The sequence below is a fragment of the Armatimonadota bacterium genome (assembly GCA_013359125.1).
Classification (GTDB): Bacteria; Armatimonadota; Fimbriimonadia; order Fimbriimonadales; family GBS-DC; genus JABWCR01.
In genome coordinates, this window is record JABWCR010000001.1 from 187,309 (window position 1) to 213,695 (window position 26,387).

The following is a 26,387-nucleotide window of genomic DNA, read 5'->3' on the forward strand; positions in this document are numbered from 1 at the left end:
GGGGATCACTCCCCGGCCAGTTCGCTTAGTATGGGTCCGATTGAGTTTAGGGCAGTCTCAATCTTGCTCGTGTCGCGGCCGCCAGCTTGAGCAAAGTCGGGTCGCCCGCCTCCTCCTCCGCCCGTCATCTCGGCTAATCTCTTAACGATGTCGCCCGCCTTCAGCCCCTTGGCGATCGCGTCCGGTTTGCATTTGACCACCCAGAGCGCCTTGCCGTCCGCGTTCGATACGCCGATCGCGACGCTGGCTCCTTGGTCGGCCAGGGCATCGACCGCGGCGCCTAGGCTCTTGGAGTCGGCGCCGCCCAACTCAATTTGAGCGACTTGCAGTCCTGCGACGGCGATTGTCGTCGCTTCGCGGCTCTTGCCGACCGTTTGAGAGGCTCGCAGGCGCTGAACCTCCCGTTGTTCTTCCTTTATCCGATCTTTCAGCCGTTCGATCGCTTTGGGCAGTTCAGCTACTGTAGTCGATGCCAGATGGCTTGCCTCTTCAAGGGTCGCTTCGCGTTCTGACAGCCAATTCAAGAGCGCTTCGCCGGTCAGCGCTTCGATTCGCCTTACGCCGGACGCCACGCTGCCTTCGTGCACGATCTTGAAGAGCCCAGCTTGGATGGCGTTGCCAAGATGCGTGCCGCCGCACAGTTCGAGCGAAAAACCCGGAATCTCCACCATCCGCACCGAATCGCCATACTTCTCCCCAAAAAGCGCCATTGCGCCGCGCTCTCGGGCTTCGGAGAGGGGCACGTTCTCGTGGATTATAACGGGGCTTTCGGCCAATATCTGCTCGTTCACCATTCGCTCGACTTTGGCGATTTCGTCCTTTGTCATCGGCGCGCCGTGGGTAAAGTCGAAGCGCAGGCGGTCTGGCGCGACGAGCGACCCGGCCTGGCTGACATGCTTTCCCAGGACATTGCGCAGAGCCGCATGAAGCAGATGGGTCGTCGTATGGTGGCGCATGATGCGTCGGCGACGCTCAAAGTCGATCGCCGCTCGCACAGCTTGGCCTCTGCTTGCTGTGCCTGTAACGATCTCGGCATGATGAAGGTGGAAGCCGTCTCGCTTCTTGGTGTCCAAAACTCGAACGATCAGGCCGTTGGTGGAAATCTCGCCCGTGTCTCCCACCTGCCCGCCCGATTCGGCATAAAAGGGCGTCTGGTCTAAGACGATCTCAACCGTTTGGCCCTGTTGCGCCGAATCAATCAAACTACCGTTCAGAACGATGCCGACGATCGTGGCTTCGGAGACTTTATCGGTATAGCCGACGAAGTGCGTTTCGCCGTGCGCCTTGGCCAATTCGGCCAACGCTGTGCCCGCATCTACGAAGAGCTGGCTGCTCATACCGCCCGCTTCTCTCGCGCGTTGGCGCTGCGCTTCCATAGAAGTCTCAAAGCCTTGTTCATCGACCGTAGCGCCTCTTTCGGCGGCCACTTCGCGGGTCAGTTCCAATGGAAATCCGTAGGTATCGTAGAGCATGAAGGCCGTTTCGCCCGATAGTTGGCCGCCTTCCTCTACCTCTGCCAGGGCTTCTTCTAACCGAGCCAGTCCGGCGGCGACCGTGTGCAGGAATCGCTCTTCCTCTGTTTGCAAAGTCGTGGAGATCAGTTCTTTTCGCTGCTCTAGTTCGGGATATTGATCGCCCAACGCCTCAATGACGCCTGGCAACAGATCGGCTAGAAAGGGCCTCTTTAGGCCTAAAGCCCTTTGCCCGCGCAGCGCTGCGCGGCGAATGATGCGCCGTAGAACATAGCCGCGTCCCTCGTTTTGGGGAAGCACGCCGTCGGCGATGCAAAAGACCGCTGCTCGCGTATGGTCGGCGATCAGTCGAAAGGCCGCGTCGCTCGCTTCGCTCTGGCCGTATCGATGTCCGGACAGTTGCTCAGTCAGACGGATAATCGGCATGAAAACGTCGGTCTCAAAGACCGATGGAAAGCCGGAAAGCACACAGGCTGTGCGCTCGACGCCCATGCCGGTATCGATGTTTTGTTTAGGCAGCGGCGTTAGGACGGGTTCGCCGTTCTTTTCCGTGCGTTCGTATTGGATAAAGACGAGGTTCCAGATTTCTAACCATCGGCCGCATTCGCAGGCAGGACCGCACTGGGGATTGCCGCACTCTTGGCCGGGGGCGGTGTCGTAGAATATCTCAGAACAGGGGCCGCACGGGCCGTTCGGTCCCTCGCTGATGACGTTGGCCGGCCAATAGTTCGCATCCTCGTCCAGCCGCCAGATGCGCTCTTTTGGGATACCGATCCCGTTGTTCCAAAGGTCGAAAGCCTCGTCGTCGTCCTTAAAGACGGTGAACTGGAGCCGATTCGGATCGAGCTTTAAGCGCTCGGTAAGGAACTCCCACGCCCAAAAGATTGCTTCGCGCTTGAAGTAATCGCCAAAGCTAAAATTGCCCAGCATCTCGAAGAAGGTGCAGTGCGAAGCGTCGCCGACCGATTCGATATCCGTCGTTCGAAAACACTTTTGAGCGGTAGCCGCCCGGGGGTGCGGGGGTTGCGCCGTGCCCAAAAAGTAGGGTTTGAACTGCACCATTCCGGCGCTGGTAAACAGCAAAGAAGGATCCTGCGGAACCAAGCTGTCCGAGGGCATCAACCGGTGGTCCTTCTCTTGAAAGAACTCAAGAAAGGCCTTGCGCAAAGAGCGGGCGTTCCAGGTCATTTGAGCAGGAGAGTTTACCCGACGCGCGCCCTTGACATCGATGGGGTAGAATATACGTCCTGTGTCTGGCGCGAGCGTCTTGCGCCGTCCAGAGGTGATAATCGGATGATAACAAACATTGATCGACCCATGGTAACTTGCTTAGCGAGCGAGCCGACCTATGGAAAGTTCGAAGTACTGCCGTTAGAGCGCGGGTATGGCGCCACGCTGGGCAATGCCATGCGCCGCGTTCTGCTTTCGTCCATCCCGGGCGCGAGCGTAACGGCCATCAAGATCGAAGGCATTTTGCACGAGTTTGCCCCTATTCCCGGCGTTAAGGAAGACGTCGTGCGGCTGTTGATGAATCTGAAGAATCTGTCGCTGGTCGTTCATCGGCGCGACGCTTCGGACGATGAGCCGAGAGTTTTGAAGCTGGACGTTAAGGGCGCCGGACGCGTAACTGCGGCCGATTTGCGCGCTCCAGCCGACGTCGAGATCTGCAACCCGGAACTCTACCTGTGCACGATGAGCGACAAGAAGGCTAGGCTTTCACTCGAAGTCTATGTCGAGGTTGGTCGCGGCTATGTAACGTCGGATCAGATGGACACTTTTCGCGGTCGCATCGGCGTGATTCAGGTGAGCGCGCTCTTCTCTCCGGTTCGCCGAGTGAACTACTTTGTCGAATCGACCCGCGTCGGCGAGCGGACCGACTATGACCGTTTGGTGCTCGAGGTTTGGACCAACGGCGCTGTCAAGCCCGCCGATGCGATCTCGCAGGCTGCCCGACAGCTCCAACAGCAGGTCGCCATCTTTACCGGCTTCGAAGATTATTCGGCCGAGGCCGCCGTTATGGTGGAACCGCCTGCCGAAGCGCCCGAATCTTTGGTGCCCGACATCAAGATCGACGAGATGAACTTCACTCAGCGGCCCTATAATCGCTTGAAAAGCGCGAACATCAACACGCTCCGCGATCTGGTGTTGTGGAGCCCGAGCGAACTGATGAACATTCGCAACTTTGGCGAGGCCGCTCTAAAGGAAGTGCGGGAGAAGGTCGAGGCTATGGGCTTCAATCTGAAGAACGACAATTCGACGAGCGAGGATGATGAATTATGAATCACGGCATTTCTCAGCGAAAGTTAGGTCGTCCGGGCGATCAGCGCAAAGCGCTGCTGAGGGGCTTGGTGCGTTCGCTCTTCATCCATAGCACGATCGTGACTTCGGTTACTCGCGCAAAGGAAGCGCGAAAGATCGCCGAGAAGCTGATCACCACCGCCAAGACGGATACGCTACAGGCGCGGCGAGAGGCCAGGAAGTTTCTGGTGGACGAGGATCTGGTGAAGTTGTTGTTTGACAACATCGTCAAGCGTTACGAAACGCGCAATGGAGGCTATACCCGCATCGTTCGGATAGGGCCTCGGCGCGGAGACGCCGTAGAACAAGCGGCGCTGAGCCTGTTAGATTGACAATTTGTCGCCATGCGCAGGCTGGCGATGGCTGTAGAATACGACGGAACCGATTTTCACGGTTTTGCCGCACAGCCTGATCTGCGCACTGTGCAAGGGACATTGACCGATGCGCTCGAGCGGTTGCTCGGTTGCTCGGTCGAGGTAACCGGCGCCGGACGCACGGACGCAGGAGTGCACGCCAAGGGGCAAGTGGTCGATTTTGCAACCGAGGCGAGCATTCCCGCAAAGCGGGTCGCCCGAGCGATCAATCGGCTACTGCCGGTCGATCTGCAGGCGATCAAGGCTTGGGAGGTTGCTGAAGATTTCAGCGCGCGCTTCTCGGCCAAGAGCCGGATCTACCGGTATCGCCTCTACACGGGGAGGCGGGCGTCCGTTTGGAAAGCGCGGTATGCGTGCTGGTTTCCTTACGAGGTGGACGCAGCGATGGCGCAGACGGCGGCAGAGATGTTGGTGGGGGAGAAAGATTTTCGCGCGTTTTGCGCGGATTGGTCGGAACGAGAGAACTTTGTGCGAGAAATCTATCGCGCAGAGGTTAGACGAAAGGGCTCGTTCATCGATCTGGAGTTGGAAGGCACGGCCTTTATGAAGGGCATGGTGCGGCTGATCGCAGGCGCAGTCTTTCTGGTAGGGCGAGGGTCGAGATCGCTCGATTGGATGGGCGAGCTGGTGGCGAATTCGCGGCGAGCCAGCCTCATGATGCCGCCGCAGGGTCTGTGTTTGATGAAGGTGCGGTACTAAGTTGGAGGAACGAGATGCATCGGACATATGTGGCTAAACCGGATGAGATAAACAGGACTTGGTGGGTAGTGGACGCGGAGGGCATACCCGCGGGCCGTCTGGCGGTCGATATCGCACGGCTGCTTCAGGGAAAGCACAAGACCACGTTTACACCCCACATGGACACCGGCGATTGTGTGATCGTGATCAACGCCGACAAACTGGCGCTGACGGGCAACAACAAGCGGGGCGAGGAACTGTTCCGGCATTCGCAATACCCGGGCGGTCTGAAATCGATCACTCGGGGCGACCTGATGGCAAAGCGGCCCGACAAAATGTTGCAGCGCATTGTGAGCGGCATGCTGCCCAAGACGCGATTGCGACCGCGCATGATGAAGCGATTTAAGATCTATTCGGGCGACGCCCATCCGCATTCGGCGCAAAACCCGCAACCGATCAGTTTCAACAAGTAACGGAGAACAAAGCATGAGTCAAACTTATCCATATGGCACTGGGCGACGAAAGTCGGCCATCGCGCGCGTCTGGATCATGCCCGGACAGGGCAAGATCACGATAAACGGGCGCGAATCGGCCGAGTATCTGCGGCGAGCGGTGTTAGAAAAGGTCATCGACCAGCCCTTCCGAGTCTTGGGCGTTGAGGGCCAGTACGACGTGAAGTGCACGGTGAAAGGCGGCGGTACCACCGGTCAGGCCGGCGCCATTCGTTTGGGCATTGCTCGAGCGCTTCAGGTTTCCAATCCCGACTTCCGCGCTGTGCTGAAGGAGAGCGGGCTGCTGACGCGAGACGCCCGAGAGAAGGAGCGAAAGAAGTACGGTCGCCACGGGGCGCGCCGTGGCTTCCAGTTTGTAAAGCGGTAAGATTCTTGTATGAAACGAGCGCTGCGCTCGACCCTTATCTATCTAGCGATGGGGCTGTGCGCCGCGCTCTTTCTAGTTCCTCTGGCTTTTATGGTCTCCACATCGCTCAAGCCCGATGGGGAACTGTTCACCGAGACCTTCGCTTGGATCCCCGATCGCTTGGCATGGGAGAACTACTCCAAGGCGATCGAGGTGTTTCCGTTCTGGCTCTATCTGAAGAACACGCTTATCATCTGCGTCTTCACGGTGTTTGGCACGGTCGTTTCGTCGCTCTGCGCCTCGTATGCCTTTGCCAAACTGCGCTGGCGCGGATCGGGATTCTGGTTCGCGGCGATGCTGGCGACGATGATGCTGCCTCCTCAGGTAACGTTGCTTCCCGTCTTCCTGATTTTCCGAAAGTTGGGCTGGATCGACACTTTTCTGCCTTTGATCGTGCCGACGTTCTTTGGCAGCGCGTTTTCGATTTTCCTTCTGAGGCAGTTTATGTTGACCTTGCCCAAGGAGCTGTCCGACGCCGCACGGCTGGACGGTTGTAGCGATTGGCAGATTCTTTGGCGGATCGTGGCGCCGCTCAGCCGCCCCGCGATCGTAACGGTCGGCCTCTTTGCGTTTGTATGGAGCTGGACCGATTTTATGGGGCCTCTCATCTACCTCAACGACGCTGAGAAGTTCACATTGGCAGTCGGCTTGCAGTTCTTTTTGGGGCGGCACGGCGAGCAGTGGAACTTGCTGATGGCAGCGGCCGTGATGGCAACCCTGCCCGTTGCCGTGCTTTTCTTTTTTGCGCAAAAGAAGTTTGTGCAAGGCGTGGCGACGACCGGCCTGCGCGGATAGTTAGATCAGGCCCTTTGCTTTGGCGGAAGCATAGGCGGCGACCAATTCCTGCGGCGCTCGCTCTGGCTCTGCGTCTACGACCCATGCGCCCAGTCGTCGCAGGGCCGCCGCGACCGTGTGTCTGTCCTCTACGATCTGTGCGGCGACGGCTCGTTCGTACAGTTTAGCTTCGCTATCGGGAGATTGTCGGGCAATTTCGTCTATGTGCGGATCGGCGATGGCGACGCACAGCACGAAGTGTCTTCGCTGAAGCGCGGCTACCGCCGCCAAAAGCCGCCTTGAGGATTCGACATCGGCATAATCCGTGAAGAGCGCGATCAGCGAGCGTTTTTTCCAACGCTGGCCCAAGTAGCCTGCCAGCATCGCATAATCGGCTTCGGCAGGGCGAGGCTGCAAGGCTCTGGCCGCCTCCGCTATAATGCCCATTGCTCGTCGGGATCGACCCGGCATGACAAAGCGCTCGATTTCGGTCGAAAAGGCGACGAATCCGACCTGGTCGCCCGCTTCGATGGCAGCCGTGGAGAGCATGATGGCCGAATCGAGCGCAGCATCAAACTTCCTCATGCCTTGCGATTCGCCCATCATGTTTCGTCCGCAGTCCATGGCCAATAGAACGTTCTGATTACGCTCGATTCGGTATTGCCGGACGATCGGTTTGCCTCTGCGAGCGGTGGCGCGCCAGTCGATGTTGCGAAACGGGTCGTCCTGCTGATACTCGCGCAACGATTCGAACTCCGAGCCTTGCCCACGGCTGCGCAAAGGACGCGAGCCGGCCAGACGCTGCAGTCCGCGCCGAGAGAAGGGCGCCATCTGCCGCACCGCCCGCAGGCTGGGAAAGACCCGCGCAGTCTGCCGGAGGGGAACTCGATAGGCGCCTGCGACCAATTTCCATGCGCCTTCAACTCGTAAGAAAACATCTTCGAACCCATGATCGCCTCTTGTCTGAGGCGTTACAGAATAGGCAATTTCGGCCCGACCGCGTTCTGGCAGTTCGATCCGGAACTCTCTCTGGCCGAAGCGAAAGTCCAAAGGCGGTTCGTCTCTGAGCCGAATCTTAAGTGGTCGATCGACGCTCGATGCGATGGTGAGCGAGACAGGATGTTCGTCGAGACAGCCCATAGGGTCGTCGATAATCCGTTCAATTCGGATCGAATCCGCGCCGGGCAGGCGCAACCAATCGACAAGAATGGCGCACAGAAAGAAAAAGTCGAGCAAACCGACCAGAGCCAGCAACGGTTTGAGCCAAAAGGCAAGCAGGATGAGCAGGACGCAAAAAGCCAGCAGCGCCCAGGCTCTAGGAAGAAAGATCACCCGAGTGGAAGGGGAGGGTGGCTCCCTCCCCTATGCCGTTCGCCTACCAGCCTAAGCGAAGCTTCTTGAAGCAAGGGCCCCATTGGTCTTCGTCCATGATGCCCTCGATCTGCATGCGGCATTGCCAGACCGTTTGTTCGCCGCAGAGCCTTCTGTAAGGACCTTGCTCCAAGCACCACGGCGTGCGGGGCGACGATTGGATCGGGTTGTGATTGGTGATCATGGCGTAGCAACCTTCGTACTGGGCGCCGTACGCCGTCGCCTTTTTACCTTTGATCGCCTTGGAGTGGCCGTCTGCCAAATTGGCGTTCAAAAACTCATTGTGTCTGGCTTGCAAAGGAATGCCATAAACGCCGCTCTGTCTATCCATGCCGATGCCGGTCGCTCGCACGGAGCCGCAGTTGCCGGCAACTACGGCCAAGTCGCCTTCCAGATTCAGGTAAGTCTCGGCCGGATAGGGGATAAGCGCAAGGCTGACCGCTGGATAGCCGTTGCTGATGGGGGCGGCGGCGCCAGGGGGAAAGATGTCGAAGTTGAACATGTAGCCAACGTTCTTGAACTGGCCGCACTCGCCCGCCTGCCAACTGATGGGCGGCACTCGGAACGTCGAATCGATGTTGATGCCCAGACTGTTCGAAGGACACTCGTAGATCGCCGTGTTCTTAATGTAAGGCGTTACGGCCGATACCAAGGAAAAACCGCAGACCTGGCCGGCTGGATTGGTCATTCGGTAGACGGCCATAGGCAGATGTTCGTCCCAATCGGTGCTGTAGGACAGCGTGGCCGTGGCTATCTGTCGAAGGTTGCTCAAGCACTGGGTCATGCGGGCTTTTTCTCGAGCTTGAGCGAACACGGGGAACAGGATGGCGGCCAATATGGCTATGATCGCAATGACCACCAGCAATTCGATGAGTGTAAAAGCAGAGCGTTTCATTTTTCTTTGCTCCCTCCCATTGGCGCAAGATCGGGCGCCAAACGTTTAGTGATTCGACCGCTCGACGCCCCTATCCTGCAGGACTTGCCGGCAATTTTAGCAGCCCGACATGCCAAAGTTCGTTAGGACGATGGCCAGGTCGGTGTCGTCGACGAGACCGCTGCCGTCAACATCGGCGTTCGCGTCGTCAGTGCCAAAGGCCTCGAGCACGATGGCTAGGTCGGTGTCGTCGATCACGCAGTCTCCGTTGACATTGCCCATTGTCTTTGGCACGCTGCCGCCGTACGCGACGAGTTGCATATTGGTCAGTTCGACTTGCGATAGAAATCCCGTGTTGCGCTGACAAAGCAGATAGCCGACGCCGTACAGTTTGTTGTCCGCATCGCCTCCGACTTGAACTCCGGATAGTGATTGGCCGCCAGACAACCGCTCTAACGGATCAGCCGCGCATTCGCGGGACGACAACATCAGGTGATAACGGGTAGTCAGGCTGTCCACTTCAAACGGCACCGGGTTTCCCTCGACTACTACTGTAATACAGAACCCGGGAGCCGGATTGAAGTTCATGTTCCACTTGACTTCGTCATCGTCAACAATCGTTGCCAAGAACGTAACTAAAGTTTCGGAGCCAGGACCCTGGATTGCGCTGATCAATTCGTTCAACGTTACGCGAAAGTCCAAGCCAGTGCCTGAGCCGAGCTCCTGGAATGTGACGGCGATAGGGTTGCTGCTGGTCGTACCGCTACCATTGTAGGCACCGGTAAACAGGTAGTTGCAGTTGGTCAGGCGGAACGACATTCTTCCTCCCGCTCGAAGACAATCGACCAGATCGGCCGACGCGATTGACAAAAGAAACGAGCTCGCGATGAGCAACGACGAAAGCTTCTTGATGCAAGACATCTTCTTTGTTCCCTCCTTCGGGCAAATGGCGCTGACAGATTGTAACCCGGCTTTATGGTAATTGCACCGGGTTTTGCAGAAAACATTCGACGCCGGTATACTCAATTCCTCTATGGACTTTAAGATTAGGCGCGCAATTCTCTCAGATGTGCCCGCTATCCAGCAACTGGTGAACGCTTACGCCGACCAAGGCAAGATGCTCCACCGATCGCTGGACGAGCTTTGTTCGAACATTCGCGACTATACCGTGGCCGATCGGGACGGAGTTTTGCTGGGTTGCGCGGCGACCGAGATCTTTGGCGAAAACTTGGCCGAGGTCAAATCGATCGCTGTGTCGCCCACAGCGCAAAGGATGGGCGTTGGAAGGGCGCTGGTAGAGAAGTGCGCAGAAGATGCCAGGGCGCTGGGCATCGGCAGGCTCTTTTGTCTGACTTTTCAGCCAGAGTTCTTTGAAGCGGCTGGGTTCAAGAGGGTCGAAAGGGAAGCGCTGCCCAAGCGGATTTGGGCAGAGTGCGTCTGCTGTCCGGGCTATCCGGATTGCGGCGAACTGGCCATGGTGATGGAGTTGGGCGAATGAAGATAGATTGGGACGCATACAAAGCACGGTTTATAGCGCCGAGGGACACGATCTATTTGTTGGGCAATTCGCTGGGGCTTTACTCGCCCGAGGCCGAGGCTGGCCTTCTCAAAGCGATCTCGCACTGGCGCGAACATGGGATCAACGGATTTATGGCCGAGGGCGCAGAGTGGTTCGCATGGGCCGAACGGATCGGAGAGTTGTTGGCGCCTTTGGTCGGCGCTAGCGCTCAAGAGTGCGTTCCGGCCAATTCCACAACGGTCAACCTTCATCAACTCTTGGCAACTTTGTACGAACCGATTGGGGATAAGAAGAGGATATTGATCGACCGGTCGGCCTTTCCATCGGACTCTTATGCGGTTCAGAGTTTTCTCGCAGTCCGCGGCTGTCCCGAGGCGCTGAAAGTAGTCGAGCCGGCGGGGCGATTGTTGGACGCCGATCAGATCGTCGAGGCATTGACGGAGGAGGTCGCGCTTGTGCTGCTGCCTGCCGTTGTCTACACAACAGGCCAGCTATTGCCGGTTGAGCGCATTGCGAGGGCCTGCCAAGATCGAGGGGCAACGTTTTTGTTGGACTGCTCGCATTCGATCGGCGCGGTTCCTCATCGCCTGCACGATTGGGGCGTGGACGGCGCGTTTTGGTGTTCCTATAAGTATCTAAATGCTGGACCGGGGTCGCCCGGCGGCCTCTTCTTGCACAGCAAACACTTTGGGCGCCGTCCGGGTTTGGCGGGCTGGTTCGGGTCGGACAAATCTCGCCAGATGGAGATGACCTTTGAGATGATCCCTGCCATGGGCGCAGGCGCGATGCAGATCGGTTCGCCGCCCGTCCTGGCATTTGGAGCGCTGGAGGCCTCTCTCAAGATGATCGACGAGGTTGGCATAGAGAACATCCGCGCGCGCTCGTTAGAGTTGACCGAGCGAATGATCGCGCTTTGCCCGTTGCCCATCGCAACGCCAAGGCTGGCCGATCAGCGCGGCGGGCATGTTTCTATCGTTCACCCGCAGGCGGCAGGAATCCAGGAAGAGTTGCAAAAAAGAGGGGTAATGACCGACTTTCGCAACCCCGATATTGTGCGGATGGCGCCAAATCCGATGTACAATAGTATGGACGAGGTTGAGAGGGCCATGACAATCTTGGCCGGGATTGTATGAAAAGAGCGGGATTTACCTTGATCGAGCTTTTGGTCGTGATCGCTATCATCGCGATTTTGGCCGCCATTCTGTTTCCGGTGTTCGCCGCCGCGCGAGAGAAGGCTCGACAGACGCAGTGCCAAAGCAACATTCGCCAATTGGCCATCGCGAACTTAATGTACGGCAGCGATTGGGATGGCTACTTCGCGCCTGCCGCACAAGACCATTTTGAGCAAGATCGTCGTCGCTGGTTCGGCGCCCGCCAGGCCAATGGGCGCTTCTCGCCGACCGACGGCCCTCTATCGTCTTACTTAAAGGACGGCGGGCGCGTTCGAGATTGCCCGTCTTTCCAGCCAAAGGCCAGCTTTGACGCCGGGACGGGCGGATACGGCTACAACGCGATCGGAATCGGGTCGCGAGTGTGGAAGGTGGGTTACGTCGCGGAGGCGTTTCACGGCTCTTTGGCAGACGCGGAACTGCCCGAGCCGTCTGACGTTGCGATGTTCAGCGACACTGCTTTGGACGTTGGGACCGGCTTGGCGGAGTATGGCTTCTTAGTCGCTCCCGAGGCTGTGATGCGTCGTATCCCGGGCGCAATGCCGAATCTCGATCCGTCTGTGCACTTTCGGCATCAAGGCAACGCGCTGGTAGCTTTTGCCGACAGCCATGTGGAACCGATGAAGATGGCCGGGTCGGTGCAGAGCAGCGGCGTCTATCCGGGCGCCAATCCGCGGCAGAATCAGATCGGCTGGTTCGGCCCCGTCGAAGGCAAAACGCCCTACAGCCCGGGTTAGTCGCGCTTAAACAACTCGATCGCCGTCTTTTCGATGGCGGGCGCGGTCATTCCGTACTTTTCCAGCACGGCTCTCGGCGCGCCCGATTCGGCATATTGACGCAGACCATGAAAGGCGATCTTACAAGGCTTTCGCTCGGCGGCCGACATGGCGACTTGAGCGCCCAGACCCGTCCAAACCAAGTGCTCTTCGACCACCAGAATGCGACCCGTCTCGCGGGCGGCCTGCTCCACAGCATCGTGATCTAACGGCCTTACCGTGTGCATGTCGAGCACTCGCGCTTCGATTCCCTTCTGGCTCAAACTTTCTGCGGCGATGAGGGATTCGCTCACTTGAAGACCGTTGGTTATTATCGTCAGGTCGCGTCCATCTCTGAGTTGAATCGAGCGACCGACATGAAAGTCGCAGCCCTCTTTGTAGACAATGGGCGCTTTGGGGCGTCCGACTCGAATGTAAAAGGGGCCCTCTGTTTCTGCCGCCGCCCGGACGGCCTTTCTTGCAGAGGGCTCGTCGCACGGCAAGATGACGGTGAAGCTGGGCAGCGAGAGAGCAAGGCCTAAGTCTTCGTGCCCCATCTGCGAAACGCCATCCTCGCCGATGGAGATGCCTCCGTGCGATCCGACAATCTTCACGTTGGCGCCCGAATAGTCGACTGCCAGGCGAAGTTGATCGAACCCCTTGCACATGACAAAACAGGCGAAGCTGGATGCAAAAACAACGTTGCCCGCGGCAGCGATTCCGGCGGCCATTCCGACCATGTTCGCCTCGGAGATGCCGACGTTGAAGAATCGATCGGGGAACGCCTTGCCAAAGTGGTGCGTCATGGTGGACTTGCTGAGGTCGGCGTCCAGCACGTAAAGATTGGGCATCTCGCTTCCCAATTCGACCAACGTTTGGCCGTACGCTTCGCGGGTGGCCGGCCCCAATTCAAACTCCATTCGCTCCTCCCGGGTGAGCGTCGATTCTACCCATCTGGTACCCTTGAATCGTGAAGCGGGTTCTATTGGACGGTCGGTTATGGTCGTTGGCGATTAGCGGCGCCATCGTCGCAATAGGGCTGGCTCTGACGCCGTCGCAATCAGGATTCGGCACGCATCGCGAGTTAGGATTTGCTCCTTGTTCCGTACTGTCCGCGACGGGCCGTCCCTGTCCGACTTGCGGTATGACGACCAGCGTATCGGCGACGTTGCGAGGCGATTTTGCTTTGGCCTTTCGGGCTCATCCTTTGGGGATCGCGCTGGCGCTCGGATCGATCGCCGCATTCTTGATGAGCGCATGGGCGCTGGCGCTTTCGCGCCCTATGCCTTTGGCGCCCAGAACGCGCTTAGCGATACTGTTCTTGTTTGCACTGAGCGCTCTGATTTACGGCGGGATCCGGTTCTTTGCGAACGATTAGACGCAAACGCGCTCGACCGTCGCGCTATACTGTTCGATAAAGTCGTCAAGATCCATTTCGGGAATAGAACCTTCTTCGATCAGTTCTTCGAGGCAGTATTCGAGAATGTCGGCTTCCTCATCCATAGAATCGACTTGGCCGATCCAAAGAAGCGGCTTGTCCGCTTTTGGCGGCAAAAAGGCGACGCTTGCCACGCAAACTTCGAGATCATTCATGGTTGGTTGCTGTCCTGCGCTTATCGACTTAGGAATCCATGCGCCCGGGAAGATGCTATAGCCTGCGTGCGAAACATCCCGAACGACCGACTCGAACTCCCGCTCATCAACCACGAGGGTCATCAGCACGTACCCGAGTTGCGGCATGCCTACAGTCAGAATCCATTGGTCGCCATGGGACTGCTCGTAAACGGGCGGTTTTTCCGATCCAAAATGGCGTTTCAGGGCCGACAAGAACTCCTCTGGCGGTACGATCAGTTCCATAATATTCCCTCCGCCTGTGGTTTTCGCCGGTGTTTAGGTCTATCCTGTCGGCGGGTAAACTCCCGTCAGTGATTCCTGACAATGTTACCGCTGTTCTCTTCGATTTGGACGACACGCTGTGCGTCTACGTGGCGGCTGCGATCAGAGCCAGAAGAGAGGCCTTGGCCGATCTGGCTGTGCCCAAGTTTCACCTGCCCCTGGAAACCATCGACAAAGCCTACATGAATCGTTTCAAAGAGGTTCGCAAACTCAAGGACGTTGAGCCGTGGCTGAGCAAATACCTCAAAAGCGGCGAGCCGACGCGAACGGAGACTTTTCGCCTTGCCTTCTCTGACTTGGGATTGGAAGATGCGGCCTTTGCGCGACAGGTCGGCGATCGTTATCTCGAACTGAGAGAGCGCTACATCGAACTCTATCCCGACGCTTTGCCAGTCTTGCAGGCTTTGACGCCTCAGTACAGACTGGGCATCATTACCAACGGGCCGGCCGATACGCAGCGCGAGGAGATTCGGAGACTGAGTATAGAAGGCTGGTTCCAGACCATCTTGATCGAAGGCGAGTACGGCGTTGGAAAACCGGATGCCTCCATCTTTCTTGAAGCATGCCGGCAGATGGAAGCACGACCTCGCGATGCGCTATTCGTAGGCAATTCTTGGGAGCACGACGCGATGGGCGCTGTTGGCGCGGGGCTTTGCGCGGTTTGGCTGAATCGCACAGGAGAAGAGCGGGAAAGGGACGACCGCGTTGTAGAAATCCGATCGTTGCTAGAACTGATACCCGGGTAGATGGAGCTTCGAGAATATGATCGGATGTTCCAGAACGAATCCAGCTACTGGTGGTTCGTCGCCCGGCGCGAGTTGGTTCTGTCGCTGCTCGAACCTTATGCGCCAAATGGCTGGTCGATTCTCGATGCGGGTTGCGGCACCGGCGCAATGGCCGTCGAGCTTCAAAAATGGGGCGATGTTACAGGCGCCGACAGCGAGGAGAGGGCTTTAGAATACTGCCGGCAGCGCGGATTGCGAAACTTGGCGCTATGCTCGGTGGAATCGATGCCCTTTGGCGACGAGCAGTTTGATTTGATCACGGCTTTGGATTTGATCGAGCATGTTGGGGACGACCGGGCGGCGCTCAGCGAGATGGCGCGATGCCTGAAGCCGGGAGGGATTTTGGCGCTTTCGGTTCCGGCTTATCGATTCATGTGGAGCGGGCACGATCTTGCGCTGATGCATAAGCGACGGTATCGGGCAAGCGAGCTCCGAGCCAAGATCGAGGAAACCGGGCTGAAAGTAGAGAAGATTTCCTACGCGCTGATGCTGCTCTTCTTGCCCATTCTTATCGTGCGGCTCTTGGATCGCTGGTTCCGGCGTGGAGAACCGGCGGCCACGGTGCTGCCCGTGCCTATATGGGTAAACCGAATCTTGATATGGCTTCAGCGAATGGAGGCCAAACTGATTCGCAATGTGAATCTGCCCTTTGGCGTCAGCATCGTGGCAATTGCTAGAAAGAACTAACGAGCGTCGTGCACGATTCGGCCGCCCAAGATCGTCATGACCGGCCAGCCTCTCAATATCCAGCCCCCAAAGGGCGTGTTCTTGCTCTTGGACTTAAGGTCTTGAGGCTTGACCATTCGCTCTCGGTCGGGATCGATGACGACGATGTCGGCTGGCTGGCCCGGCGATAGACTGCCCGCGTTCAGCCCAAAGACTCGGGCAGGGGCGGTGGACATGAGTTCGATTAAACGCATCGGCGAGAGCGGATCGCCGTGGCGACGGTTCCATTCGAGCATCAAAGGCAGCGCGGTTTCCAGTCCTACGATCCCAAAGGGCGCTTGGCCCAGCGGCTGCGTTTTCTCTTCGGCAGTGTGGGGCGCATGGTCGGTCGCGATGTGATCGATCTCGCCTTGTATCAGCGCTTGGCTGAGGGCGTCAGCGTCCTTTTGAGTTCGCAACGGCGGGTTCATTTTGGCCATCGTGCCTTCGGCCAGCACGGCTTTGTCGGTCAACAACAGATGGTGCGGGGCGACTTCGCAAGTAATCTTCGCGCCTAATTGGCGGAAATAGCGAATCAGGTCGATTCCGAGGGCAGTCGAGAGGTGTTGGACATGAAGGTGAGCGCCTGTTTCGAGCGCGAGCAAAGCGTTTCGCGCGATATGAATCTCTTCGGCGACGCTCGGCATTCCGGGGACGCCCAGCCTCTCGGCGACTTCACCTTCATGAATGGCGCCGGGCACAGTCAGGCTTTTGTCCTCGCAATGGGTTACGACGGGCAAGCCGACCCGAGCGGCCAAGCGCATGCCTTCGCGCATCATTCGGGCGCTTTGTAACGGGTAGGCATCGTCGCTGACCGCTATGGCGCCAGCCTCTTTGAGCGCCGCATAGTCGGTCAGGCGCTCGCCCGCCATGCCTTCGGTCATTGCCGCGACGACATAGAGCCGGACGTTCTTGGCTCGTTCCATCAGTTGCCGCACAAGTTCGGGGTTGTCAATTGAGGGCGACGTGTTGGGCATACAGGCGACCGAGGCGTACCCGCCCGCTGCAGCCGACATGGAGCCGGTATCGATGTCCTCTTTGTGCGTTTGACCGGGCTCGCGAAAGTGAACGTGCGGGTCGATCAGGCCAGGGCAGACCCATAGGCCGCCGCAATCGATGACCTCGGCGCCGCCAGAAGCGACAATTAAGCCATCATCGACATGCAGGTCGGCCGTCTCGTCGCGCGAGTTCGCCGGATCGATTACGCGCCCGCCGCGCAACAAGAGGCTGCTCATTGCGCTCATTCTACCTTCGATGCCAAAGGTATAATCCCGCCGCCATGTTCCCCTTTGAACCCGACCGAAATCTTCCATCGCCTGGACGACGCTTGCGAAATCTGTGGGCCAGCCAGGAGATTGTCGTCATGCCGGGCGTCTACAACGCGATTTTGGCGCGATTGGTAGAGCGCGCCGGTTTTCCGGCGGTCTATGTCTCGGGCGCGGGCGTAACGAACAGTCTGTTAGGCATGCCGGACACGGCGTTTGTAACGCTGACCGAGATGGCCGAAACGTGCGGCCACATCTGCCGCGCGACCAGCCTGCCTGTGGTCGCCGATGCCGACACAGGCTACGGAGAGGCGTTGCAAGCGGCGCGCGCGGTGCAAGTCTTGTCGGCTTCGGGCTTGGCCGGCATCCATCTGGAAGACCAGGCCATGCCCAAGCGATGCGGGCACTTGGACGGAAAAGAGGTCGTGCCCGCCGAGCAGATGGCCTCAAAGATTCGGGCTGCAGTCAGCGCAAGGCCCGATCCTGATTTTATTATTATCGCGCGAACGGACGCCAAGGCGATCGAGGGGATCGAATCGGCCATCGAGAGGGCTAAGCGGTATCTGGATGCAGGGGCGGACGCTATCTTTCCCGAAGCCCTGACCTCTCGCGGAGAGTTCGAGCAGTTCGCCCAGGCTGTGAAGGCGCCTCTGATGGCGAACATGACCGAGTTTGGCAAGACGCCTCTTTTTACCGCCAAAGAGTTTGCCGAGATGGGCTACAAGATGGCGATCTTTCCCCAAACTCTCTTTAGGGTTATGATGAAGTCGGCGGAAACGGCTTTAGCGGCGCTATCGCGCGATGGGGGACAGGCTTCGCTGATCGATCAGATGCAGACGAGGGCGGAGTTGTATGATCTTTTGTCGTATGCAGAGTACGAGGCGTTTGACAAGAGGATGGGGGAGAGCGAGTAGCCGAAGATGGCGATCAGACAGCGGTTTGGCATTGGCGAATGGTACGGCAGACCCATTCAATTTCTTTCGAACGAGCAACGCGGCGCCAATGCTGCCAATGTGAGCAAAAGCCAGCCATGCCCGTTCAAGACTCTGGGCGCCAATAGAACGTGTACCAAAGCGGGAGGGGTTTGCACTTTACAGAAGTTCTCTCCGATTCGAAGAAGACTGGCGAATATTTGCATGGATCGGAAGGGAACTGTTGGGACACGAAGAGCCGCAAGTGGCAGGTGAAATTGGCTTCCTCGAAGGCGAACGGTCTGATGTCGGTCGAATTGACAACATCTTGGCCGTCGTTCGCGAGGGACGACTTGAATGGTGCGCTCTCGAGATACAAGCCGTCTATTTTTCGGGTCGATCGATGAGTTCTGATTTCATGGCTTGGTCCGAGCATCGATACAGGTATTCGCAGGCCCGATTTTCGCAGCAGCGGACCAAAGAGGCTCATGCCGCAGCTGCAGATAAAGGTTCCTACGCTGCGAAGATGGGGCAAGAAGATGGCCGTAGTGGTTGACGAGCCGTTCTATCGGTCGTTGTCCCCTATGCAGTCTGAATCCGATCCATCCAACGCAGACATCGGCTGGTTTGTGGTCAATTATAAGGCTATTGAGGAGCGGTTCGAACTTGCGCCGAGATTTGTCGTGTACACTACCTTGGAACGCGCTGTTGAGGGGCTTACAGCGGGAAAGCCAGTTTCATTGGAGACGTTCGAGCAAAGGATAAGAAGCAAACTCAGACCGGCAGACAGCTAAGCGATGTTAGCGAGCCATTCAAAGTCTCGACTGATCATTAGCTCGAATTTGACCTCGTGGTGGCTGCTCTTCATCGGCGCTCGCTCCAGTGCCAGCCCATTTCGTGCAGCCAATCGTTCGATTTCGGGCGATTGGTCGTAAGTCATCAATAGCCTCCATTCGCCACCCTTACAGAGTTCAAATAGCTTTGCGTGGTCAACGTGGTTGAAGCGATAGAGTCTTCGCCCAGCCACGGTGTATGGCGGATCGACGAACATGGCGGTCGATGGGTTGTCTGGAGCGCTGGCGATCGACGCCAATCCGTCGCCCTGAATGAACCTTATCTTGTCCCGCATTGCATGTATGGCCATGATTCGATTGGCCAAAGTCGTTGGATACCATCTCGAAGCCAAGCCGCGTCCGTTCTCGCCGCTCTTGATGCGACCCGCGCCCGGCGCCAAGATACCGCTCCTATTGACCCTGTTCAGCAAGATAGCGCGAAAGGCGCGATCAAGGTCGTTCTGACACTCAAAGTGGAGCCACTCGGCCACCGAGTCATGCGACAACTCGAAAGAGACGATTCTCTTGGCTAGGTGCTCTGCATCATGGCTTAGAACGACGCTCCAGACCGCCGCTATGTCGGGGTCGATCTCGGTCAGAACGGCTCTCTCGACCAGACCCTCTGCTACCGCAGTGAGCGACGCAATGCCGCCCCACAAAATGGCTCATAAAATTCACTTATGAGAGCAGGGCCGCTCCTGAGCCATGCACGCACATAAGGCACCATCCAGGTCTTGCCCCCGGGATAGCGGAACACGCTCCGCTGCGGCACTTTGGAGACATTAATGACTGGGACCGTTGGCTTTAAGTCGAAGAGCCGTTGCTGGGGGCTCACTGTAGACGAAAGTATACCCCGCCTACCCCTCAATCTTTCCGACCCTGCGATTGTGCCGCTCGGCATCGGAGAAGGGCGTTTCGATAAAGGCCTTCAAGATGGCGACCGCCATCTCGAAGCCGAGCAGATCTGCGCCCATACACAGCACGTTCGCATCGTTATGATCGCGCGCCATGATTGCTGACAGCGGCTCGTCCACCCGCGCTGCGCGAATGCCCCGAATCCGATTCGCCGCAATGCTCATGCCGATGCCCGTGCCGCAGATGAGGACGCCAAAGCGAGCCTCGCCGCTCGCAACCGCGTTCGCAACCGGCCTGGCAAAGTCGGGGTAGTCGCTCGACTCGCACGAATGGCCCCCCAGGTCGAGCGGCTCCCAGCCCCATTCGCGCAAGACCTCGATCAGTCTCTGTTTGAGCGCAAATCCGCGATGGTCGGCGCCCAGCGCGATCTTCATAGTTTAGCGGTTCGCCTTCTCGACGCGCTCTCTCAGAATCTCAAGCGCTCTCTTCAATTGAGGGTCGTCTTCGCGCTCGGTTCCGTCGTAATCCTCGGGCATCTTAACTTCGATATCCGGTTTGATGCCGCCGCCCACGCGCTCGTTGTTCTCCAACTTGGGATTGATGTCGGTACCGTTCGGCGTCAGATACTTGGCAGTGGTGATCGCAACGGCAGTGTTCTGCAAAGAAATGACGGTTTGCACAAGACCCTTGCCGAATGTAGTCTCGCCGATGATGGGCGCCTTGCCATGATCTTGGATCGCGCCGGTCAGGATTTCCGAGGCGCTGGCGCTGCCGCCGTTGACTAACACGACGAAGGGAACTCGCGCTTTGAACCGACCTGGAATCACGGCTTTCTTTTCTTGGGCGCCGTTCTTGCCTTGCACGATCACGACCGTGCCCTTCTCTAAGAATCGCGACGTAACCTCGACCGCCGAGTCGAGCAGGCCGCCCGGATCGTATCGCAAGTCGAGGATGAATCCTTTCATGCCCTTCTGTTCCGCTTCGCTCATGGCGCGATCGAGCAAGTTAGCGGCCTTTTCGTTGAAGTTCTGAAGATGAATCGTGAAGAGTTTGTTTTCGGGATCGTCCTCATAGAGATCAACCGTAGGGCTAACGATCACGTTCCGAACAATCTCGAAAGTGAGGGGCGCCGGCTCGCCATCGCGCTTGATCGTCAGCACGACTTTGGTGTTGCGTTGACCGCGAATCTGCCTCACGATGTCGTCGAGCGCAGTGTTGTCCAACTTTTTGCCGTCGACTGCGACGATCACATCGCCCTTTTTGATGCCAGCGGCCAATGCCGGGCTATTGGGCAGCGGTCGCTGTACTTTGGCGCCTTCGGGAGCGTCGCGCAACTCGGCTCCTATGCCGACAAAGTCGCCTCGCGTGTCTTCCATCATCCGGCTGAACTCTTTGGGGTCCATAAACCGAGTGTAGGGGTCCTTCAGCACGGCGAGCATGCCTCGAATAGCCGAATAGGTCAACTCTTCCGAAGCGGGCGGTTCTTTATAAGCATGTTTTTGAACCGTTGCCAGAGCGTCTTCAAAGGCGCGCAGCGGCGAGAGTTCTGCCTGGGCAGGCTTTGTAAAACCGCCCTTGATCTTCTCGCCCAGTTCGTTCAGTGCGACGTTGGCCGACAGCGCATCGCCCCGGCTCAGGTCGGTCGCGATGAAGCCGATCAAAAATGCGCAGATGGCGGCGGGAGCGACCAGCAGCGCCTTAATCAAAGCGTATCCACGATTGTTCATGCGATTAACCTCCCACCTTGGCCGTTAAAGTCGAAATAGCTTGCTTGAGCGCCGGGTCGGCAGCCGGATCGCCCATCTTGGTCGGCTTTTCGGCGACCTTTACTTGAGGCTGCACCCCAGTCCCATGAAACTCGGTACCGTCAGGGTTCAGATACCGTCCAAGGGTCAGCGTAAATCCAGAGTTGTCCGAAAGTTTGAAAAGCGCGATTTCCGACGCATCGCCGAACGTGGCCTCGCCGATGAGCGCGGACTTGGCCTGATTCTTGAGCGCAGAGGCCACAAACTCGGCAACGTTGTAGGTACCCTTGTTGACGAGCACGACCATCGGAATCTTGTACGGCTTTGGAGCCGCAACTAGCGAGATCGGGCGCGTTTTGTACGCCTTGTCCGCTCTAAATCGTGCTTGGCCCAGCGCGGTGCCCGGGACGAATCGGCTCAGGAGCTGCTTGGCAGGCTCTATCTGACCACCGGGCGCGTTTCGCAGGTCGAGCACGATGCCCTTTATGTTCGGTCGAAGTTCGTCGATCGCCTTTTCGACAGCCTTGGGAGTGGCGGCGCCCAAAAAGTTCACGCGAACGTAGCCCAGCTTCCCAATCGCTTTATGGCCGACGGGTGCTACGGTCAGTCGCGTAATGGGCGCTTCCAATTTGACGGGCTTGCCCTCACGTATCACCGTCATCGAGACGTTCGTGCTGCCCTTTGCGGCGTCGAACGAGGTCAGTCGGTTAACGGCGTCGCTCAATGTGAGACTGTTCTTAAGCCGCGCGCGCGCCCGTTGATCGGCCTCGCGCAGTTTCTTGAACTCGGCATGTTGCTTTCGCAAAGTCTCGATCTCGTGAAACGGATCGTGCGAGATCACCCATTTGCCGTCCACCTCGTCGATATAGTCGCCCGGCAACAGCCCTGCGCGCTCGGCAGGAGAATTGGGAAAGGGAGCGACCACTTTGAGCATCGTCTTCTCTAAGTCGCCCTCTTTCGCCTGTACAAGTGTGAGCGAAGCGCCGATACCTTCTAGCTTGCCGTTCGCTGCGGCTTCTAATCGAGCCGTCTCGTCCGGTTTGAAGAAGAGACTGTGCGGATCGTTGAGAGAAGCCAGCATCGATTCGAGCGATCCGTGCGCCATTTCGGTCGTGTTGGTCTTCTCGACATACTCTTGCCGAACGAGGAAAAGCACGTTGGCAAAAAGTCGCAGCAGGTTCGCGTTGCTGCCGTCAGCGCTCGATTCAAGATTGCGCAGTTCGGCAAAATGGGCTGCCATCTCTTGCGCGGCCACCACCTCGCGTTCGCGAGGCTGGCTGTCCATCCCGTTGCGCACAAAGAGGCCCGCGCTGAATGCGGCGATCACCGCGCAGCCTGCGGCTATGGCCAAAAATCGAGTCTTCTTATTGTTCGGCATGGCAACTCCTCCGCGCTTCGGGCGCGGCTATCGACCCTATATTCTATCCCAACATGCTCTCGATTGGGTATACCCTACATTATGACCCGCGCCTGGGCCGAAATTGACGCCAACGCACTTCGACACAATTTGGAACGAATTGCCGAGCACGTCGGTTCAAATTGCGGCGTTATGGCGGTTGTCAAAGCAAACGCCTATGGCCACGGCGTCGAATTGGTGGCAAAGGCGCTCGAAGGCAGCCGGGCACGCATGTTCGGGGTGGCGACGCTCGAAGAGGGCGCCTTGCTCAGGCGTCGAGGCATCAGAAAGCCCATTCTTCTGTTCGCGCCGTTGCAAGGCGAAGAATGGGAGGCGGCGGCCGAGTTGGGTCTGATGGCAACCGTCGAAGATCCACGAACAGTTCCAAAACTGCGCAAAACCCTCAAAGTCCATCTGAAGGTGGATACCGGCATGAGTCGCCTTGGTGCGCCGTGCGGCAGGCCTATTGTCTGGCCCAACGACAGGCCGGACTTGGAATTGGAAGGGGCCTACACCCACTTTGCTTTAGCCGAGATCGAACAAGAGTTCGCAAAGCAGCAGTTGGCGCTGTTCCACCAAGCGACCTCTCAATTGCCTTTGGGATTGCGCCACGCCGCCAACAGCCCTGCGACCGTGAATCTGCCCGAGAGTTGGCTGGACATAGTTCGCCCAGGCCTCATGCTCTATGGCATCAAGCCGTTCTCGGTTCCCATTCCAATCGACCTGAGGCCCGTGATGACGCTCAAGGCGAGGGTCATTTCTATCCGTACAGTCCAACGGGGCCAAGGCGTCAGCTATGGTCATCGTTTCAAATCAACAAGAGAAACCCGGATCGCCACAGTTGGAATCGGGTACGCGGATGGGATTCCGCGCCGCCTCAGCGACATGGGGAGCGTCCTCATTCGCGGTAGACGCACGCCCATTGCCGGGACGATCTGCATGGACATGACCATGATCGACGCGACAGAGATCGAAGGCGCGCAGATAGGGGATATTGCAACGCTGATAGGGCGAGACGGCGAAGAGCAAATCACGGTCGAAGAGATAGCCGAGACGATTGGCAGCTCCCGCCATGAGATTGTAACCTGCATCGGGCCGCGGCCGCAACGAATTCTGGTCAACGGCTAAGATATCGAGAACCCCGGCCAATAATGGCCTTGGACATGATCGCCGCTTCGCTTATCAATCTGGAAACTCTGCCGCCGACCGATGTCGTCGCGATGCCAGAGATGCCTCAAGATTCGCTCTTTATGGCGATGCTGGCCTCCCAACTGATGCCGATGGGCTTTCAGGTTGCCGAGCAGCCGGTGGTCGTCAACGACGCAGCGCCATTGACGTTATCGACAGTCGAGCTGCCAGTCATCGCTCCTACGATAGAGCCCGCGGCGTTCCCACTGGAGCCGATGGCCATCGACAGCGAGCTGGCTGAGACCGCTCTGCCAAAGCCCGAGTTCGAGCAACCCAAGTTCGATCGACCGGAACCGAAGGAAGACGTTCAGACCAATCTGCCGGTCGCGCCTCCTCAGCCAAGCACGGCGCAGCCAATTGGGCCGACCAGTCATACGGTCGAAGTTCGCATCGATCCTGTTCAGCGAAGCCACTTGGTCGAACAGGCCGCGATTCGCATCGAGACGATGGTTCGGACCGGCGAGTCCGATCAAGCCCGAATTCAACTGAGCCCGCCCGAACTGGGAACAATCTCGATTTCGCTGACCGTAACGGGGGGAGAAGTCCATGCCCGACTGGCGGCCGATCAGGAGCAGACCCGACAGATGTTGGAACAGGCCGCCGAGCATTTGAGGTCGGCGCTCGATCAGAAGGGTCTCTCGCTCAAGGAATTCTCTGTGGCGGATCAAGGAGCGCAACAGTCGCAGGCGCAGGGCGAAACGGCGCAGAGTTCCCAGATGCAACAGTCTGCTGAATGGCAGATCGGCGCCATCAACTTAGACGGCGTTTTCACCACAATAGTATAGGTAAGTTTTGCGCCAAGGCTGGCAAAATCAACCTCACGGACGATGGGGCCGACGGGGCCCTCCCGAGGTGCAACATGACGATCAACAGCATTGGCGCCGCGCAGACGTCTTCTGACGCTGCCTCTCGCGCTAACTTAGATACTCAGCAGTTTCTTAAGCTTCTCATAACGGAACTCACTAGCCAGAATCCGCTCGATCCGATGAAGGATCGCGAGTTTATGGCCCAATTGGCCGCTATGAACACCGCCCAGAGCGCCGAAAAGATGGGCAAGGCCGTAACCGCTTCCATCGCTGCGTCGCTGGTTGGTCGAAACGTTCAGGCCAGTCTGCCGGACGGCTCCGCCAACATCGAGGGCAAGGTCGAGTGGGTGGAGTTTGCGAACGGTACGGCGCGAGTAAGGGTTGGCGAGCACACCATTCCGTTCGAGTCGGTCTACAAGGTCTACTAATCGCAGGTTTAGGAGGATAACGCCTATGTGGCAAGCCATGTTTGCTGGCGTCGCCAGTCTTCGCGCTCATCAGACGCGGATGAACGTGATCGGTAACAACATATCGAACGTCAACACGACCGCTTTCAAAGGCGGGCGCGCGCAGTTTCAGGACCTCATGTCCCAGACGATTCGCCCAGCATCCAGGCCGGACGGCGCGAGGGGCGGCGTCAACCCGATGCAGGTCGGATTGGGCGTCAAGGTATCGAGCATCGATTCGCTTCCTAATCAAGGCAGCTTGCAATTGACCGGGCGCGAGACGGACTTGGCCATCCAAGGCCAGGGTTACTTCATGTTCACTGACGGATCTTCGACCCTCTATACGCGCGACGGCAGTTTGGATATCGACAGCGGGGGGTATCTTGTCCACCGCGCAACCGGTATGAAGGCGCTTGGATGGACGAGCGATTTGAGCGGCGCCATCGACACGACCGCGCCTATCGATGCCCAGAGCACGATCTCGACGCCGATTGGCGGCATGACCGCAGTCAGACAGACGACCAGAGTTGTCTATGGCGGCAACCTGGACGCTCGCGCCGCGCCCGATCAAGCCTGGACGGCCACCTTGAACGTTTACGACAGCTTGGGCTCGGCGCATCCGATAACGGTTACCTTCCGCAATCAGGCGGCGCCGGCCAACGGCCCAGCGCCGACCGGTTCGGTCGCATCTTGGGACTGGATCGCAGAGGAAGGCGGCGTGCCGGTCGGTTCTCACAGCACTGGCAACAATGGGCGACTGCACTTTGACGGGAACGGGACGTTGATCGGCGGTCAGACTCAGAGCATTACGGTATCGCCGACCAATGGAGCGACACCTTTCCAAGTTCAACTGGACTTTGGCGCCATCTCGCGATTGGCGACGGACAGCGAGGTTCGACCTTCTTCTCAGGACGGTTTTCCGCCCGGCAGTTTGGAGCAGATGGGCATTGGCATCGACGGCACGATCACAGGAGTGTTCACCAACGGACTGACCCGAGCGATCGGACGCATGTCGGTGGCGACGTTTGCTAATCCGGCGGGTCTAGAACGAGCAGGCAGCAGCCTGTGGCGCGCGACCGATAACTCGGGCATTGGGGTTGCCGGCACAGCCACGCAGGGCGGTCGAGGAGAGATCAACAGCGGCTATCTGGAACAGTCCAACGTCGATCTGGGCGCCGAGTTCTCCGATCTGATCCTGACTCAGCGCGGATTCCAGGCGAATACGCGCATTGTAACCGTCGTGGACGAGTTGCTCCAAGAGGTTGTGAACCTCAAGCGATAAGCCGAACAGGGCGGGCCGCAAGGCCTGCCCTGATGCAAAAACCCAGCGCTTTTCTTAACCCCGCGTTAACCC

At 58.1% G+C, this 26,387-nt stretch carries 28 protein-coding genes and 2 pseudogenes; 19 read left to right on the forward strand and 11 right to left on the reverse strand.

All coding sequences use genetic code 11. The features are described from left to right. Positions 1-5 precede the first annotated feature (5 nt). Positions 6-2,660 carry an alanine--tRNA ligase gene (gene alaS / locus HUU60_00935; GenBank protein ID NUL81271.1) on the reverse strand — a complete coding sequence of 885 codons (2,655 nt, stop codon included), beginning with the start codon at positions 2,658-2,660 and terminating at the stop codon, positions 6-8. Between the two features lie 105 nt (positions 2,661-2,765). Between alaS and HUU60_00940 the strand changes: the two genes are divergently transcribed. From HUU60_00940 to HUU60_00965, 6 genes are read left to right on the forward strand one after another with little or no spacing between them, the layout of a single operon-like run. Then, positions 2,766-3,752 carry a DNA-directed RNA polymerase subunit alpha gene (locus HUU60_00940; protein ID NUL81272.1) on the forward strand — a complete coding sequence of 329 codons (987 nt, stop codon included), beginning with the start codon at positions 2,766-2,768 and terminating at the stop codon, positions 3,750-3,752. Next, complete coding sequence (rplQ, locus tag HUU60_00945; protein NUL81273.1) at positions 3,749-4,102, forward strand: 50S ribosomal protein L17; 354 nt, start codon at positions 3,749-3,751, stop codon at positions 4,100-4,102. The genes HUU60_00940 and rplQ overlap by 4 nt, the downstream gene beginning before the upstream one ends. A 12-nt stretch (positions 4,103-4,114) precedes the next feature. Next, positions 4,115-4,843, forward strand: a complete 729-nt coding sequence (gene truA, locus HUU60_00950) for a tRNA pseudouridine(38-40) synthase TruA (GenBank protein NUL81274.1) — start codon at positions 4,115-4,117, stop codon at positions 4,841-4,843. Positions 4,844-4,857: 14 nt separating this feature from the next. After that, positions 4,858-5,295, forward strand: a complete 438-nt coding sequence (gene rplM / locus HUU60_00955; protein NUL81275.1) for a 50S ribosomal protein L13 — start codon at positions 4,858-4,860, stop codon at positions 5,293-5,295. 13 nt (positions 5,296-5,308) lie between these two features. Further along, positions 5,309-5,701, forward strand: a complete 393-nt coding sequence (gene rpsI, locus HUU60_00960) for a 30S ribosomal protein S9 (protein NUL81276.1) — start codon at positions 5,309-5,311, stop codon at positions 5,699-5,701. 9 nt (positions 5,702-5,710) lie between these two features. Then, a complete protein-coding gene (locus HUU60_00965) occupies positions 5,711-6,535 on the forward strand; it encodes a carbohydrate ABC transporter permease (GenBank protein NUL81277.1) in 825 nt (274 codons plus the stop codon). Here the strand turns inward: HUU60_00965 and HUU60_00970 are convergent, their stop codons facing one another. The 3 genes and pseudogenes from HUU60_00970 to HUU60_00980 form a co-directional block, all read right to left on the reverse strand. Further along, positions 6,536-7,846: a DUF58 domain-containing protein gene (locus HUU60_00970; protein ID NUL81278.1), complete on the reverse strand. Its 1,311-nt coding sequence runs from the start codon at positions 7,844-7,846 to the stop codon at positions 6,536-6,538. A gap of 781 nt (positions 7,847-8,627) precedes the next feature. Continuing rightward, a pseudogene (locus HUU60_00975) lies at positions 8,628-8,780 on the reverse strand (prepilin-type N-terminal cleavage/methylation domain-containing protein). Between the two features lie 96 nt (positions 8,781-8,876). After that, complete coding sequence (locus HUU60_00980) at positions 8,877-9,680, reverse strand: hypothetical protein (protein NUL81279.1); 804 nt, start codon at positions 9,678-9,680, stop codon at positions 8,877-8,879. Between the two features lie 112 nt (positions 9,681-9,792). On the opposite strand from HUU60_00980, the gene HUU60_00985 reads away from it, so the two are divergent. The 3 genes and pseudogenes from HUU60_00985 (at position 9,793) to HUU60_00995 (ending at position 11,596) form a co-directional block, all read left to right on the forward strand. Further along, complete coding sequence (locus HUU60_00985) at positions 9,793-10,257, forward strand: N-acetyltransferase (GenBank protein ID NUL81280.1); 465 nt, start codon at positions 9,793-9,795, stop codon at positions 10,255-10,257. Beyond that, positions 10,254-11,411, forward strand: coding sequence for a kynureninase (kynU, locus tag HUU60_00990; GenBank protein ID NUL81281.1), 1,158 nt, complete (start codon positions 10,254-10,256; stop codon positions 11,409-11,411). The genes HUU60_00985 and kynU overlap by 4 nt, the downstream gene beginning before the upstream one ends. Next, a pseudogene (locus HUU60_00995) lies at positions 11,408-11,596 on the forward strand (prepilin-type N-terminal cleavage/methylation domain-containing protein). Before kynU ends, HUU60_00995 begins: the two are co-directional and overlap by 4 nt. Positions 11,597-12,180: 584 nt before the next feature. Here HUU60_00995 and HUU60_01000 read toward each other — a convergent pair. Further along, a complete protein-coding gene (locus HUU60_01000) occupies positions 12,181-13,122 on the reverse strand; it encodes a transketolase family protein (protein ID NUL81282.1) in 942 nt (313 codons plus the stop codon). Between the two features lie 50 nt (positions 13,123-13,172). On the opposite strand from HUU60_01000, the gene HUU60_01005 reads away from it, so the two are divergent. Beyond that, positions 13,173-13,580, forward strand: coding sequence for a DUF2752 domain-containing protein (locus tag HUU60_01005; GenBank protein ID NUL81283.1), 408 nt, complete (start codon positions 13,173-13,175; stop codon positions 13,578-13,580). Here the strand turns inward: HUU60_01005 and HUU60_01010 are convergent. Then, positions 13,577-14,059 carry a hypothetical protein gene (locus HUU60_01010; GenBank protein NUL81284.1) on the reverse strand — a complete coding sequence of 161 codons (483 nt, stop codon included), beginning with the start codon at positions 14,057-14,059 and terminating at the stop codon, positions 13,577-13,579. The two genes, HUU60_01005 and HUU60_01010, sit on opposite strands and share 4 nt — an antisense overlap. A 68-nt stretch (positions 14,060-14,127) precedes the next feature. Between HUU60_01010 and HUU60_01015 the strand changes: the two genes are divergently transcribed. Then, on the forward strand, positions 14,128-14,844 hold the full coding sequence (locus tag HUU60_01015) for an HAD-IA family hydrolase (GenBank protein NUL81285.1): 717 nt from the start codon (positions 14,128-14,130) through the stop codon (positions 14,842-14,844). Further along, positions 14,845-15,570: a class I SAM-dependent methyltransferase gene (locus HUU60_01020; protein NUL81286.1), complete on the forward strand. Its 726-nt coding sequence runs from the start codon at positions 14,845-14,847 to the stop codon at positions 15,568-15,570. Here the strand turns inward: HUU60_01020 and HUU60_01025 are convergent. Further along, positions 15,567-16,823, reverse strand: coding sequence for a dihydroorotase (locus HUU60_01025; GenBank protein ID NUL81287.1), 1,257 nt, complete (start codon positions 16,821-16,823; stop codon positions 15,567-15,569). The two genes, HUU60_01020 and HUU60_01025, sit on opposite strands and share 4 nt — an antisense overlap. 44 nt (positions 16,824-16,867) lie before the next feature. Between HUU60_01025 and prpB the strand changes: the two genes are divergently transcribed. The 3 genes from prpB to HUU60_01040 all read left to right on the forward strand — a co-directional run bounded on the left by prpB (position 16,868) and on the right by HUU60_01040 (position 18,558). Then, positions 16,868-17,767 carry a methylisocitrate lyase gene (prpB, locus tag HUU60_01030; protein ID NUL81288.1) on the forward strand — a complete coding sequence of 300 codons (900 nt, stop codon included), beginning with the start codon at positions 16,868-16,870 and terminating at the stop codon, positions 17,765-17,767. A gap of 142 nt (positions 17,768-17,909) precedes the next feature. After that, positions 17,910-18,320 (forward strand): hypothetical protein, encoded by a 411-nt coding sequence (locus HUU60_01035; protein ID NUL81289.1) that lies wholly within the window; start codon positions 17,910-17,912, stop codon positions 18,318-18,320. Continuing rightward, positions 18,304-18,558: a hypothetical protein gene (locus HUU60_01040; protein ID NUL81290.1), complete on the forward strand. Its 255-nt coding sequence runs from the start codon at positions 18,304-18,306 to the stop codon at positions 18,556-18,558. Before HUU60_01035 ends, HUU60_01040 begins: the two co-directional genes overlap by 17 nt. Here HUU60_01040 and HUU60_01045 read toward each other — a convergent pair. The 4 genes from HUU60_01045 to HUU60_01060 form a co-directional block, all read right to left on the reverse strand. Then, positions 18,555-19,256, reverse strand: coding sequence for a DNA adenine methylase (locus HUU60_01045; protein ID NUL81291.1), 702 nt, complete (start codon positions 19,254-19,256; stop codon positions 18,555-18,557). The two genes, HUU60_01040 and HUU60_01045, sit on opposite strands and share 4 nt — an antisense overlap. Before the next feature lie 198 nt (positions 19,257-19,454). Then, positions 19,455-19,886: a ribose 5-phosphate isomerase B gene (rpiB, locus tag HUU60_01050; GenBank protein NUL81292.1), complete on the reverse strand. Its 432-nt coding sequence runs from the start codon at positions 19,884-19,886 to the stop codon at positions 19,455-19,457. Positions 19,887-19,889: 3 nt separating this feature from the next. After that, entirely contained in the window at positions 19,890-21,179 is a 1,290-nt protein-coding gene (locus HUU60_01055; protein ID NUL81293.1) for a S41 family peptidase, read from the reverse strand. 4 nt (positions 21,180-21,183) lie between these two features. Further along, positions 21,184-22,575: a hypothetical protein gene (locus HUU60_01060; GenBank protein NUL81294.1), complete on the reverse strand. Its 1,392-nt coding sequence runs from the start codon at positions 22,573-22,575 to the stop codon at positions 21,184-21,186. A gap of 81 nt (positions 22,576-22,656) precedes the next feature. On the opposite strand from HUU60_01060, the gene alr reads away from it, so the two are divergent. The 4 genes from alr to HUU60_01080 all read left to right on the forward strand — a co-directional run bounded on the left by alr (position 22,657) and on the right by HUU60_01080 (position 26,315). Beyond that, entirely contained in the window at positions 22,657-23,721 is a 1,065-nt protein-coding gene (gene alr, locus HUU60_01065) for an alanine racemase (protein NUL81295.1), read from the forward strand. A 23-nt stretch (positions 23,722-23,744) separates the two neighbouring features. Continuing rightward, positions 23,745-24,566 (forward strand): flagellar hook-length control protein FliK, encoded by an 822-nt coding sequence (locus HUU60_01070; protein ID NUL81296.1) that lies wholly within the window; start codon positions 23,745-23,747, stop codon positions 24,564-24,566. 74 nt (positions 24,567-24,640) lie between these two features. After that, positions 24,641-25,015, forward strand: a complete 375-nt coding sequence (locus HUU60_01075; protein NUL81297.1) for a hypothetical protein — start codon at positions 24,641-24,643, stop codon at positions 25,013-25,015. 25 nt (positions 25,016-25,040) lie between these two features. Further along, positions 25,041-26,315 (forward strand): flagellar hook protein FlgE, encoded by a 1,275-nt coding sequence (locus tag HUU60_01080; GenBank protein ID NUL81298.1) that lies wholly within the window; start codon positions 25,041-25,043, stop codon positions 26,313-26,315. Positions 26,316-26,387 lie beyond the last annotated feature (72 nt).